This window comes from Desulfuromonas acetexigens (assembly GCF_900111775.1).
Classification (GTDB): Bacteria; Desulfobacterota; Desulfuromonadia; order Desulfuromonadales; family Trichloromonadaceae; genus Trichloromonas; species Trichloromonas acetexigens.
This window is the reverse complement of record NZ_FOJJ01000001.1, coordinates 165,781-180,870: the sequence shown is the minus strand read 5'-3', so window position 1 is coordinate 180,870 and position 15,090 is coordinate 165,781. Positions and strand designations below refer to the sequence as shown.

Here is a 15,090-nt window from a genome sequence, read left to right as displayed (position 1 = left end):
TCAATGCTGACAACGGGGGCAGAAAAAACTGGAGCGTCCGCCGATGCGCTCCTGCCGGATCTTCCCTCCGCACTGCGGGCAGGCCTCCCCTTCCCGCCCATAGACCCGCAGGCTGAGAGCAAAGTAGCCCGGTTTGCCGTCGCTGTCGCTGAAATCACGGATCGTCGTGCCGCCGGCGGCGATCGCCTCGCCGAGAACGGAGCGGATCACGTCAACGAGTCGGCGGTAGCGTTCCAGGGAAATCCGCCCCGCCGCCCGCGCGGGATGAATACCGGCGAGAAAGAGGGCCTCGCTGGCGTAAATGTTGCCGACGCCGACGACAATGCGCTGATCCATGATCAAGGTTTTGATCGACGCGGTGCGCCCACGGGCGCGTTCAAGCAGATAGTCACCGGTGAAGGCCTCGTCGAAGGGTTCGGGGCCGAGCCCGGACAGCAGCGGATGGTGTTGCGGATCGTCGGTCGTCCAGAGCAGCAGGCCGAAGCGTCGGGCGTCGTTGAAACGCAGGGCCTGACCGTCGCTGAAAAGCAGATCGAGATGATCGTGCTTACCGGGAGGCAGCTCCCGATCGACGACCCGCAGATAGCCGCTCATGCCGAGATGGAGGATGAGGGTGCCGTTGTCGCAGCGTAGCAGCAGATATTTGGCGCGGCGCTCGACGGCATGCAACCGTTGCCCGGCAAGGAGGTCATTCAAACCGGCGGGCAACGGCTGGCGCAGCCCCGCGACCCGGCAGAGGGCGCCGCTCAGGGTGTGCCCTTCAAGTCGGGGAACCAAACCCCGGCGGATCGTTTCAACTTCGGGCAATTCAGGCATGATCGCCTCTTCCATGAACCTGCAGAGTGAGGAATTCCAGATATTCCGATGCCTCAGCGCTCCCCTCGGCGGGTGCCCAGGGGGCGAAATCCTTGTCGGAAAGAGGGAGATAAGGGCCGGGCTTGGTTTCGAAAAGGACCGTATTCGGCTCCAAAGAAACGAGGGAATGCCAGGCACCGGGCGGAATATCGACCCCCCAACAGGGACCGTTCGCCGCCAGGGGGATAATCTCATCGATGCCGCCAGCCTCGGTGAACAAAAGAACGGCCATGGTTCCGCGCAGCAGTACGAAACATTCGGGACGGGGCGGATCGAGATGGCGGTGGGGACGGACGTAGGTTCCCGGCTCCACGGCGTTGAGCAGCCGCTGGCAGGGATCAAGGTAATCCTCGTGCAGATTGTGATTGAGCCTGAGTCGGGGCCGTTGCCGCGCGGCGAGGGAGAGTTCGTCGAGCAGGCGAGCGTCGATCCGTTGCAAAACCGGCTTCATCAGAAAAAAACCTTGTCCTTCACCCGCTCGAAATCGTTCCAGCCGATTTCCTCCACCGCTCCGGCGAATTCCTCGCGCCCCAGCTTCTGGCTCGAATGGTAGCGCCAGCCGCCTTCGGTCAGAAGAAAACGCGACAGCTCGAAGGTCTCTTCCGCCTGCCCACGAAAGCGGGTGGCGAGATAGAAGAGCACCCGCGCCTCGTCCGCGCCGACCTCTTCCTTCAGCACCCGGCAGTCGTCAATGGAAAAATCCCGCCCGAGGGAATCCTGGCCCAGGGCGATATAGGCCTTGCGGCTGGGGAACTGGGCGCGGAAGTTGGAATCGGGATGATAGGTATCGTAGATGAAGGCAAAATCCCCGGCGGAAAAGGCTTCCCCCCGGCGCCGCACCAGTTCGGACGGCGTGAGATCAAGGGGAATCTCAGCCGGCGCCGGTTCCCGGTCGAGACAGCATTTTTTGTACTTCAGTCCGCTGCCGCAGGGGCAGGGATCGTTGCGGCCGACGCGGCTCATGGCGTCACTCCCGAATGCGCGGATCGAGGGCGTCGCGAATCCCCTCGCCGAGGAGGTTGTAGCCAAGGACCGTGATCAGGATCGCCAAACCGGGAAAGGCCGAAAGCCACCAGGCGGTGCCGAGGGTCTGTTTGCCGGCGATGAGCATGTTCCCCCAGGAAGGCGTCGGCGGCTGCACGCCGATGCCGAGAAACGACAGGGCGCTTTCGGTGAGGATCGCCCCGGCGACGCCGAGGGTGGCGGAAACCAGCACCGGCGACAGGGCGTTGGGCAGGATATGGCGGAAGATCAGCCGCCCGTCGGAGGCGCCCAGCGCCCGGGCCGCCTGGACGAAATCGCGCTCGCGTAACGAAAGGAATTCGGCCCGCACCAGCCGCGCTACCCCCATCCAGCCGGTGAGGCCGATGATGATCATGATGTTCCAGATCGACGGTTCGAGAAAAGCGATGACCGCGAGAATCAGGAAGAAGGTCGGGAAACAGAGCATGATGTCGACAAAACGCATGAGCAGACCGTCGACCCAGCGTCCGTAATAGCCGGCCAGGGCGCCGAGAACGATGCCGATAAGGCTGGCGATGCCGACGGCGACAAACCCGACCAGAAGCGATATGCGCGCCCCGTAAAGAATGCGCGCGAGGACGTCGCGGCCGAGATCGTCCGTCCCCAGGGGGAATTGCCAGGAAGGCGACTGCAGCCGTCGGGAGATGTCGATGGCGCCGGGATCACCGGCCAGCAGCGGCGCCAGCACGGCGAGCAAAAACATGACGGCGACAATCGCCGCGCCGACCAGGGCCATGCGGTTGCCCCTCAGGCGGGAGATGAAATTTGAATGAAACAACATCGGCATGATTTTTATCCGGTATAAGCGGTTCTGAAATCTGGGCTCACGCCCGTTCGCTGCGCTCACTCAAGCCGCCAAGACGCAATAAGATCAAATCTATCCATTTCTTAATTTCCTGAGCATTTCTTTGCGTCTTTGCGTCTTTGCGTGAGAAAAAATTTTCTATTTCAGGTCCTTGAGATCGTTCTCGGACAGGAGCCCCTTCTGCACCAGCAGAGCAAGAAGCCGCTCGAAGCGCTCCTCCAGACTTTGGCCACCCCCCGGCTGGTTCCCCGGAAAGCGAAAAGGGTCGATATCGGGCAGCGGCGGCTTGGCCGGCGGATCGTCGGGCGACCTGATCCCCGCCGGGCGCTTCTGATAGCAGCGGCGGATCGCCGAACGGATCGCCTCTTCCGTCGCCAGGGCTGGACGCACCCGGCAGCCGGTGGCGAACTGCAGGGCGTCGATGACAATCAGATTAGTCGGGTTGGCCATGGCGACGAGCAGATAGACGCTGCCGTTAAACTCCTTGCGATCGACGGGAATGACGTTGTATTCCAGCGCCTTTTCCACCGGCAACAGGGCCAGCACCTCGGGCGCGACAGCCATGCGCGAAAGGTCGATACGGGTGAGATTGAGCTGCTCGGCAAGAAACTGCAGCAAATCCTCCTCGCCGATATAGCCGAGCTTGATCAGAGAGGTGCCGATCTGCCCGCCCCAGTGCCGCTGGTAGGAAAGGGCCGAGTTCAGTTGAAATTCGTCGATCTTCCCCGCCTTGACGAGCATGTCGCCGAGGCGCATGGTCTTTCGTGTCATGATCCGCCCCCTCGCCTTCTCAGACTCATCCCTGCTTGGCCGATTGCAGTTTCAACTCCCATTTCCAGGCGGTTTCGATGATGTATTCGAGATGATCGAAGCGCGGCGTCCAGCCGAGCCTGTGACGGATGCGCATGCTCTCGGCGGTCAACGCCGGGGGATCGCCCTCGCGCCGAGGGGCCATCTCGACGACGAAATCCCGCCCGGTCACCTTGCGCACCATTTGGACCACCTCGTTCACCGAAAAACCGTGCCCGTAACCACAGTTGAAAATCTCGCTCTCCCCCCCGTTCAGGAGATGCTCCAGCGCCACCAGATGGGCGGCGGCGAGATCGTCCACATGGATGTAGTCGCGGATGCAGGTGCCGTCCGGGGTCGGATAGTCGGTACCGAAGATCTGCAGCTTGTCGTACTGCCCCAGGGCGGTTTTGAGTGCTCGGGTGATGAGGTGGGTGGGGTTCTTGTAAGATTGGCCGATACGCCCTTCGGGATCAGCGCCGGCGACGTTGAAATAGCGCAGGGCCACATAGTTGAAGGCCGGATCGGCGGTGGCGAGATCGGCGAGAATGCGCTCGGTCATCATCTTCGAAGCGCCGTAGGGGTTGATCGGCGAAAGCAGCGCCGTCTCATCCACAGGAATGCATTCGGGAATACCGTAGACCGCCGCCGTCGAGGAGAAAATCAGACGGCCGACCCCGGCATCGCGCAGCACCTGCAACAGGCCGAGGGCGTTGACGGTGTTGTTTTCATAATACTTCAAAGGGTTTGTCACACTCTCGGCGACTTCGATGCCGGCGGCGAAATGCATGACCGCATCCGGGGCAAAATCCCGCACCGTCGCCGCCAGTTTGTCATGGTCGGCGAGATCCCCCTCGACCAGTTCGCCGTGCAGCACCGCCCAGCGATTGCCGGTAGAGAGGTTGTCGTAGGTCAGCACCCGATAGCCCGCCTCGCCCAGGGCTTTCACCACATGACTGCCAATATAGCCGGCGCCGCCGGTTACCAGAATGTTGGGCATAAAATTCCTTCCGTGAAAACAAACATCAGCCGCGGCCGATGCCGTGGTAAACAAAGCCTTGCGTCCGGAGATAGCTGGGGTCGTACTGGTTGCGGCCGTCGAAAATCACCGCCTGCTTCATCCGCTCTTTCATCTCGGAAAAATCAGGATGGCGGAAGGGTTTCCATTCGGTGACCAGAGCCAGGGCGTCGGCCCCCTCCAGAGCCGCGTACTGGTTTTCGGCCAACTTCAGCCGCCCCGTTGCGAACCAGGCAGCAGGCAGTTCCCGTCGGGCAATCGCCATCGCTTCGGGATCGTAAGCCCTAACCTTGGCCCCGGCCGCGAGGAGCTGTTCCAGCAGCACCAGGGACGGCGCCTCGCGCATGTCGTCGGTTCCGGGCTTGAAGGCCAGGCCCCAGACGCCGATGGTCAAGCCGGAGAGATCGGCGCCGAAGTGGTCGCTAATCTTCTCGAAAAGCACCTCTTTCTGCGCCTCGTTGCGACGATGGACCGATTGCAGGATGAGCGGCTCGATCCCCTCCCCCGCTGCCATGTGGATCAGGGCTTTGACATCCTTGGGAAAACAGGAGCCACCGTAACCGCAGCCGGGATAAATGAAGGAATAGCCGATGCGGCTGTCCGAGCCGATGCCCCGGCGCACCTTCTCCACGTCGACGCCGAGCCGGTCGCAGAGTCGGGCGATTTCGTTCATGAACGAGATTTTCGTAGCGAGCATGGCGTTGGCCGTGTACTTGGTCATCTCGGCGTCGCGCACCCCCATTTCGAGAATGCGGTCGTGGTTGCGGCTGAAATCGGCGTAGAGCACGCGCATGAGCTCCAGGGCACGGGGGCTGTCGCTGCCGATGATGATCCGGTCCGGACGCATGAAGTCGTTGACCGCCGCCCCTTCCTTGAGAAACTCGGGATTGCTCACCACATCGAAGGGAATCTCGACACCGCGCCGGGTCAGTTCCTCGGCGACGGCCTGGCGCACCCGGTCCGCCGTCCCCACTGGCACCGTCGATTTGTCGACGATGACCGCGTAGTCGCGCAGATGGCGGCCAATCTCCCGAGCCACCGCCAGCACATACTGAAGGTCGGCCGAGCCGTCCTCGCCGGGCGGGGTGCCGACGGCGATGAAATAGACGGAAGAATCGGTCATGGCCTCGGGGAGCGAGGTCGTAAAATGCAAACGGCCTTCTTTGACGTTGGAGAGGACCAGGCTTTCGAGCCCCGGCTCGAAAATGGGGATCTCCCCCGCGCGGAGACGGGCGATCTTGGCTTCGTCGACATCGACACAGGTCACCCGATGCCCCATTTCGGCGAAACAGGTGCCGGTAACCAGCCCGACGTAGCCGGTGCCGATAACGGTCAGATTCATAAAATCATACTCCTTGGTCAGGCTCGAAAAAGCCGACGGTCATACCTGATAGTAGTTCCGGTACCAGGTAACAAAGCGCCCGACCCCGACTTCGATGGGGGTGGCCGGTTTGAAGCCGACGTCGGCGGTGAGGGCCTCGACATCGGCGTAAGTCGCGGGCACATCCCCGGGCTGGATCGGCAGCAGGTTCTTCTCGGCCTTTTTGCCCAAAGCCTTTTCCAGGGTTCCGATGAGATCCATCAATTCCACCGGATTGTTGTTGCCGATATTGTAGAGACGGTAAGGAGCAGCGCTGGTCCCGGGATCAGGTTGGTCGCCGTTCCAGTTGGGATTGGCCGGAGCGATACGGTCGGTGACCCGGATCACCCCTTCGACGATGTCGTCGACAAAGGTGAAATCCCGGCGCATCTTGCCGTAATTGTAGACGTCGATGGGCCGCCCTTCGAGAATCGCCTTGGTGAAAAGGAAGAGGGCCATGTCGGGCCGACCCCAGGGGCCGTAGACGGTGAAGAAACGCAAGCCGGTACAGGGCAACCCGTAGAGATGGGCATAGGTGTGGGCCATCAGCTCGTTGGCCTTCTTGGTCGCCGCGTAGAGGGAGAGGGGATGGTCGACGTTATGATGGACGGAAAAGGGCATGCGCGTATTGGCGCCGTAGACCGAGGAAGACGAGGCGTAGACCAGATGCTTGACGGCATGATGGCGGCAGCCTTCGAGAATGTTGATGAAGCCGACGAGATTGCTGTCGACGTAGGCATGGGGGTTCTCCAGGGAATAACGCACTCCGGCCTGAGCGGCTAGGTTGACGACCTTGTCGAAACCTTCGGCGGCAAAGAGCGCTGCGATACCGGCGCGGTCGGCGAGATCGAGTCGAACGAAGCGGAAACCGGCTTGCCCTTCAAGCTGCTTGAGGCGCGCCTGCTTGAGGGAAATGTCGTAATAGTCGTTGAGATTGTCCAGGCCAACCACCTGGTCGCCCCGGGCGAGCAGTCGTTGACAGAGATGGAAACCGATAAAACCGGCGGCACCGGTGACCAGAATTTTCGCCGGTTGCGGCGTGTTGGGAGAATGCATGGGACCCATCCTTCGAATTGAATGAAAAACGAAAAAAACAGGAAATCAACACCACAGAGCCTCAGAAGTCACAGAGACAACAATTCCTTGCCTTCACTCTGTGTCCTCGGTGTTCTCTCTGGTGATTCCTTTTTAGAATCTGCATGTTAAGACAATAAACGCGAGGCAGAAAGAAGTTCTTCGGCCCGATCCGAGCGCTCATGGAGCCGACGGAGACCCGTATCGATCATTTCCTCCAGCCCGGGCCGGGGGTGGGAATCGCTGCCGAGACAGCTGTAAAGCCCGGCGCGCAAAAAAGCCCAGGCCCGCTTCTCCACGATCTTGCCATAGCGGCCGGCGAAACTTCCCAGGTTGCCCTGGAAAAGACAGCCCAGGCGTTGCAGTTCGCCCAAAAGTTCCAGGGATGGGGAGCCCTTGCCCCCCCGCAGCAGCCTGGCCATCAGGGAGCCCGCCCCTCTGCCCTGCCCCGGCGCCGCCAGCAGACTCCAGCGCTCGGGATGGGCCAGCAACGGAACATACCCCCACGCCACCACGTTTCGTAGATTTTCCAGCACCATCCCGGCCTCGGCCCAGGTCGGCGCCTCGACCAGCAGCAGGCGACTATCGCCCAGCGTCTGGGGATTCTCAAGGCTGGCGGGGAAATGGCTGTCGAGATAATATTCCATCCCCGGCTTGAGGCGCAGGCGGAGGCCTTCTTGCATCAGAAACCCTTGCAGTTCCGCGAGCCGCGCGCCGACGATGGCCGGGCTGTTTTCATAGAGGCCGTGGATGCAATGGGGGGTGCAGTGCACCTCAGCGAACCCAACCCCCTCAAGGATCCGAGCCATGGACAGGGCTTCCTCCAGGGTTTGCGGTCCGTCGTCGATCCCGGGGAGCAGATGGCAGTGACAGTCGATCAAGACAATCCTCGCTGCGGGGAAAACCCCCATCAGGCCTTGCGGATACGGGGGTCGGCCAGGGCGTAGCCAAGATCGGCGAGCAGATTGCCGATCAGAGTCAGCACCGCGCCGATGACCAGAATCCCCATGATCAGGGGATAGTCGCGCATCATCACCCCATCGTAAAAAAGCTTACCCATGCCGGGAATGGCAAAAATCGTCTCAAAAATAACGCTGCCGCCGATCAGCCCGGGAACGGAGAGGCCGAGGATGGTGATTACCGGCAACAGGGCGTTGCGCAGGGCGTGGCGGTAAATCACCGCCCGCTCCGACAGCCCCTTGGCCCGGGCGGTGAGAATGTAGTCCTGGCGGATCACTTCAAGCATGTTCGAGCGCATGTAGCGGGAAAATCCGGCCAGGCCGCCGAAGGCCGAAACCAGCACGGGCAGCACCAGATGATGGGCCATGTCGAGCAGCTTGCCCCCCCAGCTCAGATAATCGTAACCGAGGGATTTAAGGCCGACGACGGGAAAGAGCCCAAGACGCACCCCGAGCTGGTCCATGAGCAGCAACGCCAGCCAGAAGGAGGGCGTAGCGAAGCCGATGAAGACAAAGATAGTCGTCGCCCGATCGAAGAAGGAGTTGCGCCGGGTCGCGGAAAGGATCCCGATGGGAATCGCCGTCGCCAGAATCGCGGTGATGGAGAGGACGTTGATGAAAATGGTGATAGGCAACCGTTCGAGGATTTTCCCCAGCACTGGGCGGTTATCCTGAGCGAAGGATTCGCCGAAATCGAGGCGAACCAAGCGCGACAGCCAGCGACCGTACTGGACGGGCAAAGGCTGGTCGAGTCCGTACTGGGCGCGCAGACGTTCCTGCAGTTCGGCGCTCGCCTGGGGGTTCATCTGAGTCTGCAGATCGGTCGGCTCCCCCGGCGCCAGATGGATGACGACAAAGGAGATCAGGGTGATGCCGATGAGCAAAGGAATCATCAGCAGCAGTCGGCGCAAGAGATAACGGATCATGCCGAAACGCCCTCCCCAACAGCGAGAGTGACGGAAATAGTCGAATCAAATTGGAAGTTTAGCATATTTCCCTCAAGTCACTTCTCATTTCAGGTATTTCTGTTCCGCCTCCGGTACATACCATTCGATGAAGTTGTGGCGGATGCCGGCGGGAGACGGCTCCACCCCGCGGAAACGGCGCGCCACCACCGGCAGGGCGTCGGAAACATAGAGGAAAGTGTAAGGCTGTTCCTCGGCGAGCACTGCCTGAAAGCGGTCGTAAATGACTTTACGCTCGGCTTGGTCGAAGGTCCGCCGACCGCGCTCCAGCAGGTCATCCACCACGGCGTTGTTGAAGCCGATAAAGTTGAGCTCTCGCGGGCCGGTCTTGCTCGAATGCCAGATATTGTACTGGTCCGGCTCCGGCCCTCCGGTCCAACCGAGGATGGTGACGTCGAAATTACCGGGGTTGATGAATTCTTTGAGGAAAGAAGCCCATTCGATGACCCGGATCTTGACCTCGATACCGATCTCCTGCAGACGGCGCTGAATGATTTCGGCACTCTTCACCCGCAGATCGTTCCCCTGGTTGGTGACAATGGTGAAAGAAAACTTCCGTCCTTCCCGATCGAGCACCCCGTCGCCGTCGCTGTCGCGCCAACCGACCTCGGCCAGCAGCTCCCGCGCCCGGGCGGGGTCGTGGGGGTAGCGCTTCACATCGGGGTTGTAGACCCAGGTATCCGGCTTGTACGGTCCGGTCGCCGCCTGCCCCAGCCCGAGCAGCACCCCGTCGATGAGTTCCTGCTTGTCGATGGCGTGGGCGATGGCCTGACGCACCCGCTTATCCTGAAAGAGCGGGCGCTTGAGATTGTAGCCGAGATAGCTGTAGCCGAAAGCGAGATAACGATATTTGTTGAAACGCCGCTTGAAGGCCAACGTGTCGGTCTGGGTCTGGTACTGAATGGGCGTCAGCCCCATGAAATCGAGCCCGCCCGACTGCAGTTCGAGAAACTGGGTGGAGAGATCGGGAATGACGCGGTAGAGCACCCGGCGGATATAGGGTGCCCCCTCGAAATAATCGGGATTGGCCTCCAGCACCAGGGACTCCCCCGATTTCCAATCGACAAAGCGGTACGGGCCGGTGCCGATGGGCTTGCGGGACAGCGGGCTCTTGGTGATCTCCGTTCCTTCCAGCAGATGTTTAGGAAGGATCGACACCCCCCAACTGGCCAAAGCCGGGGCATAGGGCTTGTCGTAGGTCACTTTGAAAATATGGGGATCGGGCGCCTCGGCCCGGGCCACCTGGCGATAGGATTCGGCGTAGGCGGTGGGGGTTTTCGGGTCGGTGTAGAGCTGATAGGTATAAAGGACGTCCGCCGAGGTAAAGGGCGCGCCATCGTGCCAGAGAACGTTTTTCCGTAGATGAAAGGTGATGGTCAGGTTGTCCTCGGAAATCTCCCAGAATTCGGCCAGTTCCCCTTGGAGGTTGAGGTTCTTGTCGTAACGAATGAGGCCGTTATAGACCAGGGCGCTGATGTCCGACGATGCCGAGTCGGAAGCCAGCACCGGCAGCAGATTGCTCGGCTCGCCGATGGACGCCTCGATAAAGGTATCCCCGTAAGTGGGAACGCTCGGGGCCTCCCCGTCAAGAAGCAGGGGGTCCTGGTTCCGGCAACCGGCAAAAAGCAGCAGACAGACAAGAAAGAGTAAACGCATAAGTCTCCACATTGAACCGTTCCCGGAGCGGACTCGGCCCGATGAACGACATCCGGAACCAACCCCAGGGGAAGCTATTCAGGTATCGGGATTTCCTCGTAACCGGGAGGCGTATCGAGCAGAAAGAGAGCCGCGTCCGGTGAAACGTTGGTTTCCAGCTCGGAAAAAACCAGGGAAGCCCGAGCCTGCCGGCCGGGCATTTCCAGAGAAGCGGAGTGGGGAAAAGGCTTCTCTTCCGGGGTGAAATTATCGTAACGCACCCTCAGGGTCAACTCCTCTCCCTCGTAATAGGAGGTTTCCAGCAGCTGTTCCCCATCGTTGAAATAGATTTCCTGCCGCCGATCGCCGTCGCGCAGCTCCAGCTGCATACGGCCGTCGGCGATCCGATAAGCCCGGCGATCATCGTGGGGAATAAGCGGAACCTGATAGAGAATAAACTGAACCAGATCCTCCAGATAAAGGGGGACCTGGGTGAAGCGCTGCAAGTTGAGGGAAGTCGCCTCCCCCCGGAACATCTGCCCTTCCCCCGGCACCATCACCGCCAGTTCCCGGCCGTCTGTCGCCATGAGCAGCAAAGGGGAACCGAAACCGAAAGGGTTGAGGGTTTCGGCGCGAAAGCGGTCGGGCTTCTCCACCACCAGTACCTGATTGACGCCGGCGTTCTTCCCTTGCCGGGAAACCTGGACCTTGGCCAAACCGCGCAGGGACTGGTACTGCTGACCGTTGTCGCGGACCCGTTCCCACAAGCGATCTTCCTGCCCGGCAGAAAGGGGGGCGCGGGAAGGCGCAAGGGTCGCGGGTACGCAGCCGGTGAGGGTCAAGGCCAGAGCAACAATGAGCAGCAGAAAGAACTTCGCGATTATTTTCAACGAGAGGGACCGATCCTTAGATGGGGTCTCCACCAGATTACGGATCCGGTGGGAGACTGGGATTGCAGGGGTAAAAATGGGAAAAGCACCGGAAATAGGCGTTATTTGCCGACCGGTCAAGGGGAGAGTCCTTCGAGTTTTTCAGCAACCGAGGCATTATCAGGATCGAGTTCCAACACCCGGAGATAAGCGCGACGGGCCTTCTCCAATGATTTCAGCGCCCGATAGACATCCCCCAGATGCTCCTGAACCACCGGGTCGTCGGGCATCAGGAGAGCGGCCCGCTCCAGCTCGACCCGGGCCTCCGCGTAACGACCAAGCTTGAAATAGACCCAGCCCAGGGTGTCGATGATATGCCCTTCCGGCTTCAGTTCAAGAGCCCGACTCGCCAGATCGAGCGCCTCTTCGAGGTGGATGCCCTCTTCCGCGTAGATATAGGCGAGAAAATTCAGCGCTTCGGCATGTTCGGGATCGGTCTCGATCACCTGGCGCATGGCCGCGATGGCCTGGTCGCGATTCTTGCTGCGCTCATGAATCACCCCCTGGTGATAGAGCAGACCGCCGTCATCGGGAAAGATCCGTAACCCCCGTTCCAAAGCCTTGAGCGCCTGCGGTATATCCTGTTGTTCTTCGTACAAGGCAGCCAAAAAGGTGAAGAGTTCTGGGCGCCTCCCCTCCTTACCAAGGATCTTTTCGATGATGGCGATCGCCTCTTCCGACCGCCCCTGTCGGTGCAGAAGATAGCCGCGATGGGCCATGGCCTCGTCAAAAAAATCCGAACTTTCCGGGATCTTCGAAAACTCCTGCAGGGCATCAGGATAGCGTTCAGCACGTTCCAGGGCGCTGCCGAGATAAAACCGCGCCTGATGCAGATCGGGACGCTGGCGAAGCATCTCCTCGAAGCTTTCGATCGCCGCGGGCCAATTCTCCGTCTCCAGATGGATCAGGCCGATCTTGCGCCGCGCCTCCAGATCATCGGGACGGAGGCGCAGAATTTCATCCAGTTCCCGCCGAGCGGCGTCGTATTCCTGGCGCACGATGAAAAACCGCGCCAGATGATGGCGCATGGACATGTTTCCCGAATCGCGGGCAAGAAGTGCGCGATAGATGTCCAGGGCCTTGCCCGAGTCCCCTTCCTGCTCGTAGAGACCGCCCAGTTCGAAATAGGCAAGTTCGTTATCCGGGTCCTGTTCAAGGAGTTTCAGGTAGATATCGATCGCCCAGCCGGTCAGCTCCATCTCCTGATAGAGGCGTGCCAGAGTCACCGAACCGCGCACCGATTCGGGATGGTTCTGTAAATAGGTCTTGAGGGCCGCCACCGACTGTTCCAGATCGTCGTTTCTGGCATAAGCCACAGCCAGCAATAAAGGGGCTTCCTCATGATCCGGCGCCAGTTCCACAACCCGCTGAAAGGATTGAATGGCGCGCTCATTGTCATCGGCATGAAAGAAAAGATTGCCGAGCATGAAATGGGCCTCGGCAAAACGCGGCTCTTGGATGACCGCATCCTCGGCGGCACGTAAGGCCTTTTCCGTATCTCCTTGTAGCAGGTATTGATCAGCCAGAGACAAACGCAGATAAGCGTCGTGAGGATCGAGACGAATAGCTTTTTGCAGCAGCTCCAAGGCACCCTTGGAGTCGCCCTCCAAGGCACGCAACCGGGCCTCAATGTAGAGCGCCCCGGCCGCGCCGTCGGTGCGATCGACCACTATCGGCTTCGTCTTCGCCGGCGTCGTTTCAGCATCCGCCAGGGTTTCGGGGAGAACCGAACCGGAACAGGCGCAAGCGGCAAAAAGAATGATGAGCAGCGAAAACGTTAGAACGAATCGGGGCAGGGCGCGAAAAACAATCAAGGGCGGGTATCCGTGACAGAAGGAAAACACATGAAAATAAACTGTTTTTGCGAAGAAGTCGGCGACTTCATCCAATGCTTTGGAAACTAGCATAACCGCAAATCAGCGTCAATTCTTTTACCGTCCCAAACGCTGCCTTTACAATCCTGTCAATGCTGATATCTTTTACGTAAATTCAACATCTTACAAGTCACACTTATGACCGTTGACGAAGCATTTCCTCCCTGGAGACTTCATGGAGCATCCTGCATTGCATCAAGCCATGCTGAAAAGCACTTTTTACCCTGGCGAAGCCGGTCCGGTAGAATTTCATGAAACTCACATTTCGCGCCTCTATTTAACTCACGACCACGTCTATAAACTGAAAAAACCGGTGAATTTCCAGTTTCTCGACTTCACCACCCTGGAGAAACGCCATTTTTATTGCAACGAAGAGCTACGCCTCAATCAGCGTCTCTGTTCGGACACTTACCTGGATGTTCTCGAAATCCGACAGGACGGCGATTCTTTTCACTTGGGGGCCGGTTCCGGAGAAATCATCGATTATCTGCTGCGTATGAAACGCCTTCCCGAAGGGCGCATGCTCTCTAACCTGCTGACGGCAGCGGACCCTACCCTGCCCGGGGAGATGGAGCGCCTGGGGCGACATCTGGCCTATTGGCACCGCACTCAACCCCCCGTCGGCGGCGATGAAAATGCCGACCTGGAGCGGACTCGCCGGAACTGGGACGAGAACCTGCGTCAAAGCGCGCCGCTCGTCGAGAACCTGCTCACCGCCGACGCCCAGAACCGGATGCGAGAGGAGGTCGAACATTTTCTTACGGAACAGGCGCCGCTGCTGCGGAAACGCCAGTCTACGGGGCAGGTCATCGACGGCCATGGCGATCTCCACGCGGAACATATCTGCCTGACTGATCCCATCCGCATCTACGACTGTATCGAATTCAACGAGCGGTTTCGCCTTGCCGACCGCCTTGCTGACCTGGCTTTCCTGCTCATGGATCTGGACTATCGCGGGCGCAGGGATCTTTCGGCAGGGGTACTGCAAGCCTACGATGAAACCTGGGGGACGGATCTCGATGCGCCGCGACTGCTCCGCTTCTATAAAAGCTATCGCGCCTGGGTGCGCGGCAAGGTGCTCGGTTTTCTGGCGCAAGATCCGGAGGCCGACGCCGCTACGCGAACCGACGCCCTCGCTCGAGGCCGTCGCTATTTCAGTCTCGCCCTCGGTTATCTTTGTCGTCGCCCCAGCCTGATTCTCACCTGTGGCCTGATGGGTACGGGGAAATCGGTGCTGGCCGCCGAACTGGCGACGGCCCTGGGCGCCATCCATTTGCGCAGCGACGAACTGCGCAAGGAACTGGCCGGACTTTCCCCTTCCAGCCGGGACCTGTCAGCCTTCGGCGAAGGCCTTTACCACCGGGAGGCGACGGAGCGGACCTACCGCGCCCTGGCCGACCGCGCCGAGCTCCATCTCGCCGCCGGGCGCACGGTCATTGTCGATGCCTCCTTTGCGGAGAAAGGCCGACGGGACGATTTCCGCGACTTGGCCCGACGCCAGCAGCGGCCATTGGCCATCCTCTGGTTGAACTGTCCCGACGAACTCCTGCTGGAACGCCTGCGGCAGCGACGCGGCGATGCCTCCGACGGGCGACCGGAGTTACTGGCGGCGCAAAAAAGGATTTTTCAGCCACCTTGCGGGGAAAGCCGCGTCTTGCCGGTCGACACCAGGGATGAAGTTGCCTATAATGTGCAGCGAATCATCTGCCATCTGGCAAACCCTGAATTTTTGAAGGAGCAACCATGACGAGGGAGCCCTCCCCTCCTCCGAACGCCGAAGGCTCTGGCAAAAATGCGCCGACAT

At 60.2% G+C, this 15,090-nt stretch carries 14 protein-coding genes; 1 reads left to right on the top strand and 13 read right to left on the bottom strand.

Annotated features, from left to right (window positions below; all coding sequences use genetic code 11):
• The 13 genes from mutM to BQ4888_RS00765 form a co-directional block, all read right to left on the bottom strand.
• Nucleotides 1-816, bottom strand: coding sequence for a bifunctional DNA-formamidopyrimidine glycosylase/DNA-(apurinic or apyrimidinic site) lyase (mutM, locus tag BQ4888_RS00825; RefSeq protein WP_092052438.1), 816 nt, complete (start codon nt 814-816; stop codon nt 1-3).
• On the bottom strand, nt 809-1,306 hold the full coding sequence (locus tag BQ4888_RS00820) for a WbuC family cupin fold metalloprotein (RefSeq protein ID WP_092052436.1): 498 nt from the start codon (nt 1,304-1,306) through the stop codon (nt 809-811). Before BQ4888_RS00820 ends, mutM begins: the two co-directional genes overlap by 8 nt.
• Complete coding sequence (locus tag BQ4888_RS00815; protein ID WP_092052433.1) at nt 1,306-1,818, bottom strand: YchJ family metal-binding protein; 513 nt, start codon at nt 1,816-1,818, stop codon at nt 1,306-1,308. Before BQ4888_RS00815 ends, BQ4888_RS00820 begins: the two co-directional genes overlap by 1 nt.
• A gap of 4 nt (nt 1,819-1,822) precedes the next feature.
• On the bottom strand, nt 1,823-2,665 hold the full coding sequence (locus tag BQ4888_RS00810; RefSeq protein WP_092052432.1) for an ABC transporter permease: 843 nt from the start codon (nt 2,663-2,665) through the stop codon (nt 1,823-1,825).
• 156 nt (nt 2,666-2,821) lie between these two features.
• Entirely contained in the window at nt 2,822-3,454 is a 633-nt protein-coding gene (locus tag BQ4888_RS00805) for a cyclic di-GMP-binding domain-containing protein, MshE-related (protein ID WP_092052429.1), read from the bottom strand.
• A 25-nt stretch (nt 3,455-3,479) separates the two neighbouring features.
• Nucleotides 3,480-4,472, bottom strand: coding sequence for a UDP-glucose 4-epimerase GalE (gene galE, locus BQ4888_RS00800; protein WP_092052427.1), 993 nt, complete (start codon nt 4,470-4,472; stop codon nt 3,480-3,482).
• A gap of 25 nt (nt 4,473-4,497) precedes the next feature.
• Nucleotides 4,498-5,832, bottom strand: coding sequence for a UDP-glucose dehydrogenase family protein (locus BQ4888_RS00795; RefSeq protein WP_092052425.1), 1,335 nt, complete (start codon nt 5,830-5,832; stop codon nt 4,498-4,500).
• 39 nt (nt 5,833-5,871) lie between these two features.
• Entirely contained in the window at nt 5,872-6,906 is a 1,035-nt protein-coding gene (locus BQ4888_RS00790; RefSeq protein ID WP_092052422.1) for an NAD-dependent epimerase, read from the bottom strand.
• Nucleotides 6,907-7,052: 146 nt separating this feature from the next.
• A complete protein-coding gene (locus BQ4888_RS00785) occupies nt 7,053-7,805 on the bottom strand; it encodes a tyrosine-protein phosphatase (RefSeq protein WP_092052420.1) in 753 nt (250 codons plus the stop codon).
• Between the two features lie 29 nt (nt 7,806-7,834).
• The gene (locus tag BQ4888_RS00780) at nt 7,835-8,809 is read right to left on the bottom strand and encodes an ABC transporter permease (protein WP_092052418.1); all 975 of its coding nucleotides are present in this window, start codon (nt 8,807-8,809) and stop codon (nt 7,835-7,837) included.
• Nucleotides 8,810-8,893: 84 nt separating this feature from the next.
• Nucleotides 8,894-10,504, bottom strand: a complete 1,611-nt coding sequence (locus BQ4888_RS00775; protein WP_092052416.1) for a peptide-binding protein — start codon at nt 10,502-10,504, stop codon at nt 8,894-8,896.
• Nucleotides 10,505-10,578: 74 nt separating this feature from the next.
• Nucleotides 10,579-11,373 (bottom strand): LolA family protein, encoded by a 795-nt coding sequence (locus tag BQ4888_RS00770; RefSeq protein WP_170232756.1) that lies wholly within the window; start codon nt 11,371-11,373, stop codon nt 10,579-10,581.
• Between the two features lie 116 nt (nt 11,374-11,489).
• Entirely contained in the window at nt 11,490-13,226 is a 1,737-nt protein-coding gene (locus BQ4888_RS00765; protein WP_170232755.1) for a tetratricopeptide repeat protein, read from the bottom strand.
• 235 nt (nt 13,227-13,461) lie between these two features.
• Between BQ4888_RS00765 and BQ4888_RS00760 the strand changes: the two genes are divergently transcribed.
• Nucleotides 13,462-15,033, top strand: a complete 1,572-nt coding sequence (locus BQ4888_RS00760) for a bifunctional aminoglycoside phosphotransferase/ATP-binding protein (protein ID WP_092052409.1) — start codon at nt 13,462-13,464, stop codon at nt 15,031-15,033.
• Nucleotides 15,034-15,090: the final 57 nt, after the last annotated feature.